This window comes from Bradyrhizobium sp. ISRA436 (genome assembly GCF_029910015.1).
In the GTDB taxonomy this organism is placed as follows: domain Bacteria; phylum Pseudomonadota; class Alphaproteobacteria; order Rhizobiales; family Xanthobacteraceae; genus Bradyrhizobium.
The window spans coordinates 2,987,072-3,002,833 of sequence record NZ_CP094519.1 but is presented as its reverse complement, the minus strand read 5'-3'; the positions used below and the strand labels follow the sequence as shown (position 1 = coordinate 3,002,833).

11 protein-coding genes are annotated in these 15,762 nt (G+C 65.0%); 5 read left to right on the top strand and 6 right to left on the bottom strand.

Annotation, left to right across the window (positions count from 1 at the left end; all coding sequences use genetic code 11):
- Positions 1–25: 25 nt before the first annotated feature.
- Together MTX23_RS14060 and MTX23_RS14055 are read right to left on the bottom strand one after the other, a co-directional pair.
- The gene (locus tag MTX23_RS14060) at positions 26–1,165 is read right to left on the bottom strand and encodes an MFS transporter (RefSeq protein ID WP_280978076.1); all 1,140 of its coding nucleotides are present in this window, start codon (positions 1,163–1,165) and stop codon (positions 26–28) included.
- Between the two features lie 107 nt (positions 1,166–1,272).
- Positions 1,273–2,535, bottom strand: a complete 1,263-nt coding sequence (locus MTX23_RS14055; RefSeq protein WP_280977260.1) for a hypothetical protein — start codon at positions 2,533–2,535, stop codon at positions 1,273–1,275.
- Positions 2,536–2,790: 255 nt separating this feature from the next.
- Between MTX23_RS14055 and thrS the strand changes: the two genes are divergently transcribed.
- Positions 2,791–4,833, top strand: a complete 2,043-nt coding sequence (gene thrS, locus MTX23_RS14050; protein ID WP_280977259.1) for a threonine--tRNA ligase — start codon at positions 2,791–2,793, stop codon at positions 4,831–4,833.
- A gap of 84 nt (positions 4,834–4,917) precedes the next feature.
- Positions 4,918–5,481 (top strand): nitroreductase, encoded by a 564-nt coding sequence (locus MTX23_RS14045; protein WP_280977258.1) that lies wholly within the window; start codon positions 4,918–4,920, stop codon positions 5,479–5,481.
- 108 nt (positions 5,482–5,589) lie between these two features.
- Here MTX23_RS14045 and MTX23_RS14040 read toward each other — a convergent pair whose 3' ends face one another.
- Together MTX23_RS14040 and MTX23_RS14035 are read right to left on the bottom strand one after the other, a co-directional pair.
- Complete coding sequence (locus tag MTX23_RS14040; protein WP_280977257.1) at positions 5,590–8,073, bottom strand: EAL domain-containing protein; 2,484 nt, start codon at positions 8,071–8,073, stop codon at positions 5,590–5,592.
- A gap of 181 nt (positions 8,074–8,254) precedes the next feature.
- Complete coding sequence (locus MTX23_RS14035; RefSeq protein ID WP_280978075.1) at positions 8,255–9,325, bottom strand: hypothetical protein; 1,071 nt, start codon at positions 9,323–9,325, stop codon at positions 8,255–8,257.
- 224 nt (positions 9,326–9,549) lie between these two features.
- Between MTX23_RS14035 and MTX23_RS14030 the strand changes: the two genes are divergently transcribed.
- Positions 9,550–10,596 carry a patatin-like phospholipase family protein gene (locus MTX23_RS14030; protein WP_280977255.1) on the top strand — a complete coding sequence of 349 codons (1,047 nt, stop codon included), beginning with the start codon at positions 9,550–9,552 and terminating at the stop codon, positions 10,594–10,596.
- Positions 10,597–10,600: 4 nt separating this feature from the next.
- Here MTX23_RS14030 and MTX23_RS14025 read toward each other — a convergent pair whose 3' ends face one another.
- Together MTX23_RS14025 and MTX23_RS14020 are read right to left on the bottom strand one after the other, a co-directional pair.
- Positions 10,601–11,029, bottom strand: coding sequence for a CBS domain-containing protein (locus MTX23_RS14025; RefSeq protein ID WP_280977254.1), 429 nt, complete (start codon positions 11,027–11,029; stop codon positions 10,601–10,603).
- Positions 11,030–11,217: 188 nt separating this feature from the next.
- Positions 11,218–12,021 carry a rhomboid family intramembrane serine protease gene (locus MTX23_RS14020; RefSeq protein ID WP_280978074.1) on the bottom strand — a complete coding sequence of 268 codons (804 nt, stop codon included), beginning with the start codon at positions 12,019–12,021 and terminating at the stop codon, positions 11,218–11,220.
- 512 nt (positions 12,022–12,533) lie between these two features.
- Here MTX23_RS14020 and MTX23_RS14015 point away from each other — a divergent pair.
- A complete protein-coding gene (locus MTX23_RS14015) occupies positions 12,534–13,088 on the top strand; it encodes a PAS domain-containing protein (RefSeq protein ID WP_280977253.1) in 555 nt (184 codons plus the stop codon).
- An 872-nt stretch (positions 13,089–13,960) separates the two neighbouring features.
- The gene (locus MTX23_RS14010) at positions 13,961–15,694 is read left to right on the top strand and encodes an adenylate/guanylate cyclase domain-containing protein (protein WP_280977252.1); all 1,734 of its coding nucleotides are present in this window, start codon (positions 13,961–13,963) and stop codon (positions 15,692–15,694) included.
- The last annotated feature ends 68 nt before the right edge of the window (positions 15,695–15,762 follow it).

Sequence of the window (15,762 nt, the reverse complement as noted above, 5' to 3'; positions counted from 1 at the left end):
ATTCGATCAGAACCGACGCTTGGACTCACTCGGCCGCAGCGGCATGCGCGGCGGCCCGGCGCGGCCGCGTGACGATCACCACCGCAAACGCCACCGCCACGAAGGCGGTCGCGACATAGCCGGCGCTGTGGAGCCACTCGCGCGCAAACAGCAGTCCGCCGATCGCGGAGCCGATGGCCTGACCGATATAGAGCACCGAGGTGTTGAGCGAGACCGACGCCGACGCGAGCGCCGGCGCCGCGCCCACCAGGCGCACCTGCTGCATCGAATTGGTCGACGCAAAGCCGAGCCCCCACAGCGCCACCGAGCCGGCCATCAGCGCATAGGCGCCGGCGCTCAGCGCCCAGCCGGCGACGCCGGCGAGCAGCAGCCCGGTGAACAGCAGCGAGGTCTTCCACGCGCCCCAGGAATCCACGACGCGCGTCGCCACGACGATACCGATGAACCCGCAGATCCCGTAGAGCGCGAACACGATCCCAATGGCATCGGGGCTTGCGCCGGTGAGTTTGGCCAGCAGCGGCCCCATGAAGGTGAAGACCACGAACTGGCCGGACATCTGCAGCGTCGTGATCGAGAGCAGCAGGACGATCATCGGGTTGCGGCCGAGATCGACCCAGGTTCTCAAGTCGACCGGCGCGCCGCGCAATCCGCCGGGCAAGCGCCACCACAGGAACACGAAGCTCGCGAGCCCTGTCAGCGCGATCGCGCCATAGGTTGCGCGAAAACCGTAGCGGCTTGCGATGAAGGTGATCAGCGGCAGCCCGATTGCGGCTGCGAGCGACCAGCCGAGGAAGACATAGGCGATCGTGCTGCCGCGCTTCTCCGCGGGCACAATGAGCGCCGCGGTGCCCGCCGCCTGCGGCGTATAGAGCACGCCGACCGCGAGCATCACCAGACGGATAATCAGCAGACTGTCATAGTCAGGCGCAATCGCGGACGCCGCATTGGTCAGCGCGAGGACCAGCAGCGTCGTCGTCAGCAGCACGCGCCGTTCGATCCGGCTGGTCAGCCACGCCGTCACCGGCGAGCCCAGGCACAGCACGATCGCGCCGAAGGTGATCAGCAGGCCGGCTGTGCGGATCGTGACGCCGAGGCCTTGGGACAATTCTGCGAGCATGCCCGCCGGCGCCAGCACCGAACAGCCGGTGACGAGATTTCCTAGCATCAACGCGGTGGGGGCGAACCGTTTCACGCCGCGTTATTTAGCAGATGTCGATTTCAATGCAACTGCATCTAAATGCATGGCCCGTGATCGATTGCCCCCCTTGCGCTTCATGGCGACGGTGATGTTGGAGGCGCTGCGTTGACGTTCGGCGACGCGGCTGCCGGCAACGGGCTCGCCGGTTTGGCAGTGGTTGTCACCGCCGGGCAGGACGCCTGAAGCTGCGTCCAGGCCGGCTCCAGGCCGGTCGTGTCGATATCGAACGTCGTGACATCCGCCTTGCCATCGGGCGTCGACGCCGTTTCACCAACTTGCAGATGCGGGGCCGCCAGCACCGCCTTCAGCGCATCGGGCGCGATCGCATCGCTCCAGACCTCATATTTGCCGATCCGCGCCGGAGATTTCCCGAATGTCACGGACTGGTTGGCGCCCGCCGTCATCACCACCGTCTTCTTGCCAGCAGCAGTCTCGTCGACTTCCCGCACGTACATCAGCCGCGCGCGATCCCTGTGCTCGCAGAACAGCCGCCACTCCATCAGCCGGAACGCGGCGCCGTCGCGCTTCTTCTCCAGCGCGATCTTGCGGATATAGGGGCGCACGTCCTTCTCCAGCGTCCACAGCGTTTCGGGCCGCGGCCGCGTGTCGATCCCGAAACGATAGAGCTCTGCGCGCGTCAGCGCGTGCACGTTCTCGAATTTCACCGTCCTGATCAGATCGTTGAACTCGCGCTTGATTCCCATCGCCGCGACGAATGCCGCGCGATCGCGATCGGCGGACACCATCTGGCGCTGCCTGTATTCCGCGACCGCCTGCGGTGGCGGATGCCCATGGATCACGAATGTCAGCCGCGAACTATGCACCGCCATCGCCGCATCGGGCGCCACCTCGCGGGTCGTCGCCCCCAGGAACACGTAGGCGCAGGCCGAGTTGCACATCGCATTGTGGGTGGTGAGTTCGGCCTCGACCTCACCGCGCGCAGCCTTGATCTTCAGGCACGCGGCATCGAGCTGCGCACCGCTACACGCCGGCACGATCGTCCGGCCGACGCGGGCGGTCGCCTTGCGGGCGCGTAACAATCGCGCGATTGCGTAGGATTGTTCCACGTTACCCCCGGGCGAATGCAGGTAGATCGGACGCTGCATGTCCTTGACACCGGCGAGGAAACGGCGCACGCGCGCGGCCGCATCCCGATCGATCTCGCCTTCGATGGCAATCCAGCGGTCGCAGCCGGCACCGCATGCGTTCGCCGGGCCCTTGGCCAGGTAGATCGTGAGCTTCGGCGCATAGCCGGCCTTCTCGGCTGGCGTTTCTTCCGCCTGCAATGCACCGGCAATCGACAGCGAGGCCAAAAGGAACAGGATTCGGATAAGCATGAAATATGCTGGATTGCGCGGTGGAAATTGAATTTCGACGTTAAACGAGGAGCGGCGCGGTCGCAACGTTCGGTCGCCTGCGATGCTGGGAAGATCTTTCCTGCGCGGCAATGCCGCGACCTCGCTTCATCCCTGCGACAATGCCGAGATGCGGATTTCTTGATATTGCCCGATTGCAGACGCCAAATCCCCTGCTATACCGCTGCTTTCCGCTTACCTGCGCTCGTTCGCAGGAGTGAGCCACAGGAGACTTGAATGGCAGACACGCCCAAATCCGAATCCGGATTCCAGTACAGCCTCTCGAACCTCAAGCCCGCCGAACCCGTGCACAAGATCGCCCTCACCTTCCCCGATGGAGCGAGGCGCGAATTCGCCAAGGGCACCACCGGCCTCGACATCGCCAAGGGCATCTCGCCCTCGCTCGCCAAGCGCACCGTCGCGATGGCGCTCGACGGAACGCTTGCCGACCTCAACGATCCTATCGAAGTGGATGCGAGGATCGAGCTGATCAGCCGCGACGATCCCCGCGCGCTGGAGCTGATCCGGCACGATGCCGCGCATGTGCTGGCCGAAGCCGTGCAATCGCTGTGGCCGGGCACCCAGGTCACGATCGGCCCGGTGATCGAGAACGGCTTCTACTACGACTTCTTCCGCAACGAGCCGTTCACGCCGGAGGATTTTGCCGCGATCGAGAAGCGGATGCGCGAGATCATCGCGCGCGACCAGCCGTTCACCAAGCAAGTCTGGGATCGCGAGAAGACCAAGCAGGTGTTCCGCGACAAGGGCGAGGCCTTCAAGGTCGAGCTGGTCGACGCCATTCCCGGCAACGAGCCGATCAAGATCTATTTCCAGGGCGACTGGTTCGATCTCTGCCGCGGTCCGCACATGACCTCGACCGGCAAGGTCGGCAACGCGTTCAAGCTGATGAAGGTCGCGGGCGCCTACTGGCGCGGCGATTCCAACAATCCGATGCTGACGCGCATCTACGGTACGGCCTTCGCCAAGCAGGAGGACCTCGACGCCTATCTCAAGCAGATCGAGGAAGCCGAGAAGCGCGACCATCGCAAGCTCGGCCGCGAGCTCGACCTGTTCCACTTCCAGGAGGAAGGCCCGGGCGTCGTGTTCTGGCACCCCAAGGGCTGGACCATCTTCCAGCAGCTGATCGCCTATATGCGGCGGCGACTGACCGGAGATTACAACGAGGTCAATGCGCCGCAGATCCTCGACAAGGTACTGTGGGAGACCTCCGGTCACTGGGATTGGTATCGCGAGAACATGTTCGCGGCGCAGTCGGCCGGCGACGAGGCCGAGGACAAGCGCTGGTTCGCGCTGAAGCCGATGAACTGCCCGGGCCACGTGCAGATTTTCAAGCACGGCCTGAAGAGCTACCGTGACCTGCCCTTGCGTCTTGCCGAATTCGGCGTCGTGCATCGCTACGAGCCGTCGGGCGCCATGCACGGCTTGATGCGCGTGCGCGGCTTCACCCAGGACGACGCGCACGTGTTCTGCACCGAACAGCAGCTCGCCGACGAGTGCCTGAAGATCAACGACCTGATCCTGTCGACCTACGCCGATTTCGGCTTCACCGGTGAGCTCACGGTCAAACTCTCGACCCGGCCCGAAAAACGCGTCGGCACCGACGAGATGTGGGAGCATGCCGAGCGGGTGATGGCGACGGTCTTGCGGGAAATCCAGGCGAAGAACAACAATATCAAGACCGAGATCAATCCGGGCGAAGGCGCGTTCTACGGGCCGAAGTTCGAATATGTGCTGCGCGACGCCATCGGCCGCGACTGGCAGTGCGGCACGACCCAGGTCGACTTCAACCTGCCGGAGCGGTTCGGCGCGTTCTACATCGATCATGACGGCTCCAAGAAGGTGCCGGTCATGGTACACCGCGCGATCTGCGGCTCGATGGAGCGCTTCATCGGCATCCTGATCGAGCACTATGCCGGCAACTTCCCGCTCTGGCTCGCGCCGACGCAAGTGGTGGTCACGACCATCACCTCCGAGGGCGACGACTACGCCAAGGTGGTGGCGGCGGCGGCGCGCCGCGCCGGCCTGCGCGTCGAGATCGACCTGCGCAACGAGAAGATCAACTACAAGGTCCGCGAGCATTCGCTGGCCAAGATCCCGGCCCTGCTCGTCGTCGGCAAGAAGGAGGCCGAGACGCATTCGGTCTCGGTCCGCCGCCTCGGCAGCGAGCGGCAGACCGTGATGCCGACGAACGAGGCGATCGCCGCCTTGGTGGATGAGGCGACCCCGCCGGACGTCAGGCGGGCGCAATCGGCGGCGTGATCTTCACAATCGGTCTAAATTGACTTTCATCGGCCTGGTCGTGTCCCCATCTTGGGGGCACGACTTCACTTGAAGGACATGTCCGTGCCCGATGCCATCGAACTCCTGAAGACCCGCCGCTCGATCAAGCCTCGCGAGATGATCGGGCCCGGCCCGTCGCCCGCCGAGCTCGAGACCATCCTGACGATCGGCGCGCGCGTTCCCGACCACGGCAAGCTCGCGCCCTGGCGTTTCATCGTGTTCGAAGGCGATGCCCGCGTGCGCGCCGGCGACGTGATCGCCAAGGTTTTTGCCAAGAAGAATCCCGGCGCGCCTGCCTCCGACATCGAGATCGAGAAGAAGCGCCTGACCGATGCCCCGCTGGTGATCGGGATCGTGAGCTTCACCAAGCCGCACCCGAAGGTGCCGCCGTGGGAGCAGGAACTGTCGGCGGGCGCGAGCGCGATGAACATCGTCACCGCGGCGACCGCGCTCGGCTACGGCGCCTGCTGGTTGACCGGCTGGTTCGTCTTCGACCGCGACGTGCTCGACGGTCTTGGCCTGAAGCCCGACGAAAAGCTCGCCGGCCTGATCCATATCGGCAAGCCGACCAAGCCGAGCGAAGACCGCCCGCGCCCCGCGCTGTCGGACATCGTCACGCGGTTCTGAGGTTGCATTCGCGGCGTCATTGTCGAGCTTGACCCGGCAATCCATCCAACAAGAGTCCTTGAAGGATGGATACCCGGGTCGCCCCGGGAATAACGACCCAAAAACTTGCTACGCCGCCTTCGACGCGCGCTCGGCAAAGCCGGTCAGCAACGCCCCGATCTCGCTCGCCGGCCTGGCGGCGCTGAACAGAAAGCCCTGCACCTCGTTACAGCCTTCCGCGCGCAGCCAGTCGAGCTGATCGATGGTTTCGACACCTTCCGCGGTCGTAGTGATCTTGAGACTGCGGCCGAGCCCCGAGATCGCACGCACGATCGCCAGGCAATCGGAGCGCCGAGCGAGGTCCTTCACGAACGAGCGGTCGATCTTGATCTTGTCGAACGGGAAGCTGCGCAGATAGCTCAGGCTGGAATATCCGGTGCCGAAATCGTCCATCGAGATGCTGACGCCGAGCTCACGCAACTGGTGGAGGATCGCGAGGTTGGCTTCGGTTTCCGCCAGGAACACCGTCTCGGTGATTTCGAGTTCGAGGCGACGCGCCGACAGGCCGGAATGCGCGAGTGCCGAGATCACCGCCTGGACGAGATTGCGGCTGCGGAACTGCACCGGCGACAGGTTGACGGCAACCTTGACATCGGCCGGCCACTTCGTCGCTTCCGAGCAGGCCTCGCGCAACACCCATTCGCCGAGCGCGACAATCAGGCCGATGTCTTCCGCGACCGGGATGAACTCCGCCGGCGAGACCATCCCCTTCTGCGGGTGCCGCCACCGCAGCAGCGACTCGAAGCCGCTGATGCGGTCAGCCGCGATATCGACCAGCGGCTGGTAATGCAGCTCGAACTCGCCGTTAGCGAAGGCGGCGCGCAGATCGCGCTCCATGTCGCGGCGCTTCTGCGCCTGCAGGTCCATCTCGGGTTCGAAGAAATGGTGCACGCCGCCCCCCTCGGACTTGGCGCGATACAGCGCCATGTCGGCGTTGCGCATCAGCTCTTCCGACGTCGTGCCGTCGCCTGGCGAAAGCGCGATCCCGATGCTGGCGCCGACCACCACCTCGAGCCCGTCGATGTCGTAGGGCGCACTCAGGACCTCGATCAATCGTTCGGCAAATGCGCTCGCATCGTTCGGCGAAACGTCGGCGCCGAGCACGATCGCGAACTCGTCGCCGCCGAGACGCGCAGCCATGTTGTCACCGTGCACCTCCGATCTCAGCCGCTCCGCCACCAGCTTGAGCAGCCGGTCGCCCATCGGATGACCGAAGGAGTCGTTGACGTTCTTGAACAGGTCGAGGTCGACGCACATCACCGCGACGCGCCGGTTGCCTGAGCGACTGCGCTCCAGCGCCTCGCGCAGGCGTTCCTGGTAGAAGTCGCGGTTCGGCAGGTTTGTGAGCCCATCATGGTGCGCCATGTGAGCGATCCGCGCCTCGGCGGCGCGGCGTTCCGTGATGTCGACGATCGCGACCAGATAGCCATCGCGGCCATCGAATGTGACCTTGCGTCCGAACGTCAGCACATGAATCTCGCTGCCGTCGGCCTTGATGTGGCGCCAGTCGCGGTTGGATTGATAGACATCGCCGACCTCGCGCAACGCTTCGCTGTGGACGGCCCACTCGTCCTCCGGCCAGATCTCGCGCAGCGTCATGCGGAGGAATTTCTCGCGGCTGTATCCATAGTGCTGAACGGCCGCGTCGTTGACGCTCAGGAATTCCATCTTGTCGGCGTCGAACACCCACATCGGCATCGGGTTGTTCTCGAACAACAAGCGGAATGAAACCTCGCGCCGCTTCAGCGCCGTGACATCGGAGACCGTCAGCGACAGCATGTCGCCGAACGCCGTGACGCCGAGCCGAACGCACCGGTCGCCGCTGTCGATCTCGAACTGCCCACCGTGGCCCCCTGCGACCAACGCGCGGAGCCGTCCGATCACCTCCGGCGCGGCAAGCGGATTGCCCCCGGCGGAAAGCCTGCGCCATAGCAGATCGGTCGCGGGCTGCATCAAGAGCCTTGCGGCGCCCTGGTTGAGATGCACGACCTGGAAGTCGGCTGGTTCGCCGTGCGCATTGCGGATCGCGGCAAGCGACAGCACGCCCTCGTCGGTGGCGGAGAAAATCGTGTCCAGCAGATTGTACTGCGCATTGCGCTCATTGACGTAGACGCCGACCAGCATGCCGCCCCAGCGCGACCGCGTCGGCAGCGCCAGCACGTCATAGGTCCGCACCAGACCGTCGCGCACGCAATGCGCCGATGCGAGATAAGGGCGACTGTTCTCGCGTGCGTTCGCCGCGGCTTCGGCCAACGCGGTCGCACAGTCCGGCGGCAACGCACTCAAGAGGATGTCCCAGCGGTCGTCGTTCAGCCACGCCTGGATGTACCGGCCGGGGTGGGAGACGCGCAGCACGCCATCGTCGTTACGCAGCAGCACGATGTGATCTGCGAGCCGGCCGAGGCTGCCGAGCATGACGTCTTCATAATGCGGCAGCTTCTCGCCCGGACGGACGGCCGCCTGCCACTTGCGCTGCAGAACCGGAACGTCGGCGAACATCTCGGTGTTGAATTTGGCCGATGTCTTTGCTGATTTCTTGTTGGCCACGACCATGGCACGCCCCGTTCACGCAAACGCTTGTCCCCGCCGGCATCCAATTCATCCGCGCTTAACGCCATGTAAAAAATGCGGAGACGGCGCACCGCCCGGGCGATTATGACAGTTTTAAGTCGCGCGATGGTTAGTTGGCGTTAGAGACTATGACAGTTGCATGAAATGCAACCTGCGCCCCGCGTTAGCGGGCGATGACCTCGACCTCGCCATCGACGCCGTTGACGACGTTGAAGGGACGCTCGAACACCTTGCCTTCGTTCTTGGCAATCGCACGATACTCGCCCTCGGAGAGCACCACGCGCGGGAACGCGCCGATCGATTCCTTGATCACGTCGCCGCCCGGCGTGATCACCGACCATGCGGTGTTGGCAAGCGCCTCGCCGCCCTTCTCGCTGACGAGCTTGAGGGTGATGACGGCGGCGCGATGGGTGACGGTCACGTCGGTCAGCTTGCCGGCCTGGACGCGGATATCGGAGCGCACCACCGAGTTGGCGTCGCCGTAGTTGGAGACGATGTAGTAGGTCCCCTCCGGCAACAGCGCGACGTCGCCGGCGGCGACGTTGGGGATCAGCGGATTGCGATCCGAACCGTCGAACTGGCTGCCCTTGTAGATCGCGAACGAAATCTGGTTGGCCGGGATCTTGCTGGTGCCGACCCGGCCCTCGATCCGCAGGCCTCCGGCCGGCAGCACGAAGGACTCGCGGTCGGTCTCCGACTTGAGACTGACGGCACGGACCGCGCTGACGAGACCAAGCGCAACATGCACGACATAGTTGCCCGGCGGCAGCACGATGTTCGGCGTCGCGCCGCGCTCCTCGCGGACCAGCTTGAAGGTCCCGTTCTCGTCCGGCTTGTCGGCGAACACCCGCCACACCAGCCCGCCGTTGATGACCGGCATGTCCTTGCCGTATCGCGCTGTCAACGCGAGCACCGCCTGCCCCGCGGTCGAGACGCCCGGCGGCGGCGCCACGGGCGGCATGGTCGCAATCGATGGCTGGACGATCGTCGGCTGGGTGAGCGGCGACGGCAAAGTGGGCCCTGAACCGGCTCCCGAAGGTGGCGCCAGATTGAGCGCCGGGCCGGAAGGGGCGTCCGGGACCGAGGCCGGTGGGATCGGCGGCGGCCGATCGCTGAATAATTGGGCCGACGCGAAATCGGGGAGCAGGGCGATCAAGATAGCCGCAAGCGCGATCACCGGAAGGAGCCGCCTGCCCCGCCCGCGTCCGCCGATGCCATTACCCCACGAAGTCATCGCCATGCTTTTCAACGAAAACGCGGCAAATTCAAGCCTTGGCGGCGGCCCGGAGGCCTTGATCCCCATTTGGAACAGATCGATCAAGCCGATGTTAGTCCTAGCGTCGCGGTCCAGTCACAATCCCTGCCTAGGCCGAGCTGGCTGGACATAAACCATGCATGTGGACGATTCTGGCGGAGCGGCGCTGCGAGGCATAAGCTCGCGCCGGCAGGAGATGTGTCGTGTTGGACAGCTGGATGGGCCGAGGCCACAAGAGCTCCGACGGCCCCGACAAGGTCGGACTGGGAACGGTTCGCCGTCCCGTGATCGGGCTTGCCCTCGGCGGCGGGGCCGCCCGGGGCTTTGCCCATATCGGTATCGTCAAGACCCTGCTCGCCCACGGCATCGTCCCCAATGTGGTGGTCGGCACCTCGATCGGCGCCGTGGTCGGCGGCGCCTATGCCGCCGGTCATATCGAGACGCTTGAGCAATGGGCTCGCGGCCTGCAGCCGCGCAGCGTCCTCGGCTACCTCGACATCCGCCTCAGCGGCTCCGGCCTGATCGGCGGCAGCAAGCTGGCTGCCGAACTCGAGGCGGCGCTGGGGCAGTCCGCGATCGAGGACCTCCCGGTCAAGTTCGCCAGCGTCGCGACCGAAGTGCGCACCGGCCACGAGATCTGGCTGACCCACGGCCGCGTGGTCGACGCCATGCGCGCCTCCTACGCCCTGCCCGGCATCTTCGCTCCCGTCCTGATCGGCGATCGCTGGCTGGTCGACGGCGCGCTGGTCAACCCGGTGCCGGTGTCGGCTGCGCGCGCGCTCGGCGCCGAGATCGTGATCGCAGCCAACCTCTCCAGCGACGTGTTCGCGCACTCGACCACGATCTACAATCACGGTCAGTCCGCCGCGCCCGAGATGACGGTGGCGGTGACCGCCGAGCCGATGCTCGAGCCCGAGCCGCCGAAGCGCCGCTTCGGCCGCTTCTTCTCGGCCGAACGTACCGTGAAGCGCGAATTCTTCGGCAGCGCGAGCCGGCCGGGCATTTCGAGCGTCATGGTGGACGCCTTCAACATCATGCAGGACCGCATCACCCGGGCGCGCCTCGCCGGCGATCCGCCCGACATGCTGATCTCGCCGCGGGTCGGTCAGATCGGCTGGTTCGACTTCCACCGCGCCGACGACCTGATCGCGCACGGCATCCGCGCGGCCGAGCGCGCCATCGGCGCGATCGAGGAAGCGATCGACATCCTGGCGCCGCCGTCGACCGGCGCCGGCACCGCGGGCAAATAGCGCCTCAAGCCGTCTTGATGTAGTCGCGCAACGCCTCCTGCTCGTGCTCGTATTCCTGCACGCGCCGCTTGACGATGTCGCCGATCGAGATCAGCCCGACCACCCTGCCGTCCTCGAGCACGGGCAGATGGCGGAACTTGCCCGTCGTCATCATCTCCATGATCCCGGCGACAGTGTCGGACTGCAGGCAGCTGACGACCTTCTTCGTCATCACCGCGCTCACCGGCTCCTCCAGCACGCCCGCGCCGCGCTGACCGAGCACACGCACGATGTCGCGCTCCGACAGGATGCCCTCCATCCGGCCCTGATCCATCACCAGCACAGCGCCGATCTTGCGTTCGCCGAGCAGCTTGATCGCAGCCGTCAGCTTCGCGCCCGGCTCGACGCTGACGATTTGATGGCCTTTTGCATCGAGAATGGAACGTACCGTCATTGTCGCCTCCCTGCATCCGTTCGCCTCCCCTTGAGCGGGGATCGATCTGTTCGCCAGAGCCTTCAATCAACAGTTCCGCGCCGATTTCGGTTCCGGGGCGCGGTCAACAGCGGCGCTGCATTTGTCAGCCCGCTTCATCTTGCGTTGCAAAGATGATGGATGAATTCGACCCGAGCCGCAAGCGGCGATCAGACGCGCCCCGACTCGTCCGCCGATGACGCATCTGCAGCATCGCCTTTGGCGCGCGGGACCGGATCGAACAGTGAGAACAGCACCAGCCCGGCCAGGAAGCCGCCGATATGGGCCTGCCAGGCGACGCTGACATCGTCGCCTCCAACCGCGATCGAGCCTACGCCGAACACGATGTTGACGCCGAACCAGACCGCCAGGAAGCCCAGCACGCGCCCGTCGCGCAGCGCCCGCAACAAGGACAGCGCCGGCACCTTGGCCGCCGCCTCGCCGTCGCCCCGGCTGAACGAGAGGAAACTGCCCTTCACGAAGGCAAAGCGGATCGCCGCCGCCATCGTCCCCGACACCGACGCCGATGCACCGATCATCGGCGCGATCGCATGTTCGTGGGTCAACAGATGCGCGAGCGCGCCGGCAGCCGCCGTCACGGCCATGAACACGAAGAAGCGCAGCGCGCCGAAACGCCGCGCGAGCGCGCTGCCGAACGGCAGCAGCCACAGCACGTTGAAACCGATATGGGTGAGATTGGCGTGCAGCAGCGAATAGGTGACGAAGGTCCAGACCTTGGCGCCCGCCCCGCCCGGAAAGGTGATGTCGAGCAGCGTCGAATCGTAGCGCTTGGGGATGAAGCCGAAGACGTCGATCGTCCAGTTTTCCATCTCCGGCGGCAGCAGCACCCGCAAATGGATCACCGCGAGCAGCAGGATGTAGGCGGTGAGCGCCGGCGGCAACGTCAGGATCGGCTCGCGCGGCGCTTCCGGTGGCGGCGGTTGCTCGAGCTGAGCTTCGGGATGGGAGTCCAAGGGATCGACGACCTGGAAAGCGGCGGTGAATCCCAGATAGGCGGCTTTCGCCGCGCTGTGCAAGTGCACAATCCCGAAATCGGTCAACCTGCTGTCCCGAGATGCGACACAGCGCCGACGCGGGCAGGCGCGGCAAAGCAAAAGGGAGGGCGCTGAGAACACCCTCCCCTGTTTCCGCTGGTCTTCTCACGCCCCAGAGTGATCGGGAACGCATCCCCACCCCTCCCCGCGCGACGACCAAACTGTTTGACGCCACCTGTATGCGCACGCCGCCGGCCCTTGGAGCCAACCGGCGCGAACGGGAATGCGGGGACCCTAAGTCGGGTTCCGGCTGCCGCCAAGCGTATAGTTAAATTTACGTTAACGACGCAAAGTTGCCGATAAGCCGCCGAAAACGCGGCCGCGGCATGGACGCTGCACAGCCTTCCCTGCACAACAGAAAAGGGCAAGCGCCTGCACGAAACCGGGACAGATGTGTCCCGCCAAGGCAAGCGCCCGGCAAGGTTCTTTAGATGAAACACAGCTCCAGCCGCGAATTCTTCGCTTACTGGAATGCGAAACGCGGCGATGCACGCGCACCTGACCGGAGCGAGTTCGAGCCGTCCGCGGTGCGCGAGTTGCTGGCCGACATCTTCGTGCTGTCCTATGACGGCGAGGCCGGCTATCCCTTCCGTGTCGCGGGCACAAGGATTTCGGCCCTGCTCGGCCGCGATCTTAAGGACCGCAGCTTTTCCGCGCTGTTCGCGAGAGAAAGCCGCGGCGAGATCGAAGAGATCATCACCTGCGTTGCCGAGGAGACGCTGCCCGCCATCGCCGGCATCACCGCAACCACCGGGACCAGAACACGAGCGCATCTCGAATTGCTCCTCCTCCCCTTCTCCGCCCGCGTGCATAGGCCGGCGAGCCTCACCGGGCTGCTCGCGCCCTTCGAGGATAACACAACCACGCTGCACGATCTGGTGCTGACCTCCTGGCGCTATCTGCATCCTCCGGAACGGCTGGTGCCGCGTGCCCTGCGAAAGCTCGCGATCGCGCGCGGCATGATGGTGTACGAGGGCCTGCGGTAGTCGCGAAGGTTTCGCTGCCGTTCGCGGTCGTCCCTGCGAAAGCCGGGTCCAGGGGACCATGACCGTCATTGCGAGGAGTTCGCGACAAAATTGCAAAACAATTTTGCGCTGAAGCGACGACTGTCCGCCGAAGCCTCGGCGAAGGCGGAAGCAATCCATCTCTCCGCCGTCATACCCCGCGCATGCGGGGTATCCAGTACGCTGCGGCCTCTCGGGTCAATCACTGCTGCCTCTGGAATATTGGATCGCCCGCTTTCGCGGGCGATGACAGTCGTGGAGATATGCCTTCGCGTTCTCGCGGCGCGTTGCGTCCGAGCTTTGTCTTTCGTTTCGCCCTTTCTTGAGCAGAGGGCGCAGGGAAAGCCGGGTGTTGATCGCACCCATGGGTCCCGAGCAAATGGAAAGCTCGGGAGGTAGGACCACAGGTGAAACCGGAGCAATCCCGGCTTTCCCCGCGCGATGGTTTACGGCTTATACGTGCTCTCCCCGGCGAGACTGGGCTTTGTTGTCACCGTCATCAGTGAAAGCTCTTGCCCCCACTGATGAGACACCTGCCACCAGGGCGTCAGGCCTGCACGACTTCACCGTCCGCTATCTGCCACGCTCGTCAGCCGTGACTTCGGCGTCCACCGCATCTCGACCCAACACTCGTGACGATCGCGAAGCGCCCCTCAGGCGGATGAGACGGCCGGATTCGTGCCACTGATTTGCCCGACGACGGAAGCGGAATATTTTTCGCATCAGGACTGGACAGCCCCAATCGCGTTGAAATATCTGGCAAAATTCGCGCCTGCGCGCACGGGTGAACTTGCGCCGCGGGCGCCGGAACTCTATTAGCTGTACGGCGCGACCAGGGGCGCCAAGCGCAGGGCATGTTTCGCAAATCGATCAGGCAGAAGATCGTCGGCATCGCCGCGGGGCTGATCATCCTCGCGGTGGTCACATCGCTGTTGTCGATGGTGATGGCGAGCCGGGTCGGCCATCTGCTCGGAGAGCTCACCAATCGCTACATTCCCGCCTACGCCCATCTCGCCCGTATCAATGTCCGCTCGCTCGAACGCTCGCTCGCGATGCGGCGGATGATGATGGCGAAGATGCAGGGGCCGGCGGAAGACGAGACCTACGCCGCCGCGCGCAAAACCTTCGATGCGATCAATCCGGTGATCACCCAGGAGGCCAATGCCGCACGCAAGTTGATCGACGCGATCATCGAGGATCCATCTACCCCCTCCGACAACGCCGCGCTTGGACGCATCGACGACCGGATCGACAATGCGCTCAACGACCTGCTCGTCCGGCTGAACACGGAAAACCAGGCGCTGCTCGATGAGCTCGACGCCAAGGACTTCGCCGACGCGCGGAAGACGATGCTCCGCGCGGAAGCGCTGCGCGACGAATTCAACAACAGGATCGAAGGCATTCGCGCCGACATGCTGACCCAGGTCGGCCGCAGCGCAAGGATCGTGATGAGCTCCCAGCAGCGCGCCATCATCGTCTCGGCCGTCGTCACCGCGATCGCCGCCGTGCTCGGCTTCGTGTTCGCGATGCTGGTCGGCAGCGGGATCACGCGCCCGGTCATGCGGCTGCTGGAGGGCACCCGGGAGGTCGAGGCCGGCCGTCTCGACGGCACCATCACCATCACGACGCAGGACGAGATCGGCCAGCTCTCGGCCGCCTTCAATCGCATGATCGAGACGCTGCGCCACAACCAGCGCATCCGCGAAACCTTCGGCCGCTACATCAATCCGCGGATCGCCGAAGGCCTGCTCGAACAGCCGGCGATCGCCGCCACCGAAGGGCAGCGCCGCGTCATGACGGTGATGTTCTGCGACATGAAGGGCTTTACCACCCTGAGCGAGGGCGTGACGCCGCGCGGGCTGGTCAAGATCATGAACCTCTATCTCTCGACCATGTCCGCGCCAGTCCACGCACATCGCGGCATCATCGACAAATATATCGGCGATGCCATCATGGCTTATTGGGGCGCGCCCTTCGTCGAGGAGACCGAGCAGACGCAGCTCGCGGCGCTCGCCGCGCTGGACATGATTGGCCACGTTGCACAGCTGCGCAAGGAATTGCCCGAACTGCTTGGGGTCCGCGCGATCCCGACCGACTGCGACATCCGCATCGGGATTGCCACCGGCGAAGCGCTGGTCGGCAGCATCGGCTCCGAATTCATGATGAGCTACACCGTACTCGGCGACACCGTGAACCTCGCTTCGCGGCTGGAAGGCGCCAACAAGGTCTACGGCAGCCGCAGCCTGATCTCGGAAACGACCGCCGCCGCTTGCACGGCAACCGTCGAGCTGCGCGAGATCGACCGGCTGGTCGTGGTCGGCCAGAGCCAGCCGCAGACCGTGTTCGAGATCATAGGCAGGAAGGACGAGCTCACGCCGGCGCAGACGCTGCTGCGGCAGCATTATGCGGAAGGTCTCGCGGCCTATCGGGAACGGCGCTGGGACGACGCCGAGCGCGCCCTCGCCGTCGCGCTTGAAGCGGTGCCCGGCGATGGCCCGGCGGCGGCCTTGAAAGCGCGCGTCGAGGGCTTCCGGCAAAGCCCGCCTGCCGCGGACTGGGACGGCGCCTGGCACCTGGAGCACAAGTAGCGCCGCCGCGCGCTAAGGGGGTGTACTCATAAAAGTCCAAAGTCCGCTTCTGAGGGCGAAGCGGTAGT

What these genes read in the sequence shown, in the direction of transcription:
- MTX23_RS14035 (WP_280978075.1), bottom strand. Translation starts at nt 9,325, where the DNA reads ATGACTTCGTGGGGTAATGGCATCGGCGGACGCGGGCGGGGCAGGCGG.
- MTX23_RS14010 (WP_280977252.1), top strand. Translation starts at nt 13,961, where the DNA reads ATGTTTCGCAAATCGATCAGGCAGAAGATCGTCGGCATCGCCGCGGGG.
- MTX23_RS14060 (WP_280978076.1), bottom strand. Translation starts at nt 1,165, where the DNA reads ATGCTAGGAAATCTCGTCACCGGCTGTTCGGTGCTGGCGCCGGCGGGC.
- MTX23_RS14015 (WP_280977253.1), top strand. Translation starts at nt 12,534, where the DNA reads ATGAAACACAGCTCCAGCCGCGAATTCTTCGCTTACTGGAATGCGAAA.
- MTX23_RS14025 (WP_280977254.1), bottom strand. Translation starts at nt 11,029, where the DNA reads ATGACGGTACGTTCCATTCTCGATGCAAAAGGCCATCAAATCGTCAGC.
- MTX23_RS14055 (WP_280977260.1), bottom strand. Translation starts at nt 2,535, where the DNA reads ATGCTTATCCGAATCCTGTTCCTTTTGGCCTCGCTGTCGATTGCCGGT.
- thrS (WP_280977259.1), top strand. Translation starts at nt 2,791, where the DNA reads ATGGCAGACACGCCCAAATCCGAATCCGGATTCCAGTACAGCCTCTCG.
- MTX23_RS14040 (WP_280977257.1), bottom strand. Translation starts at nt 8,073, where the DNA reads ATGGTCGTGGCCAACAAGAAATCAGCAAAGACATCGGCCAAATTCAAC.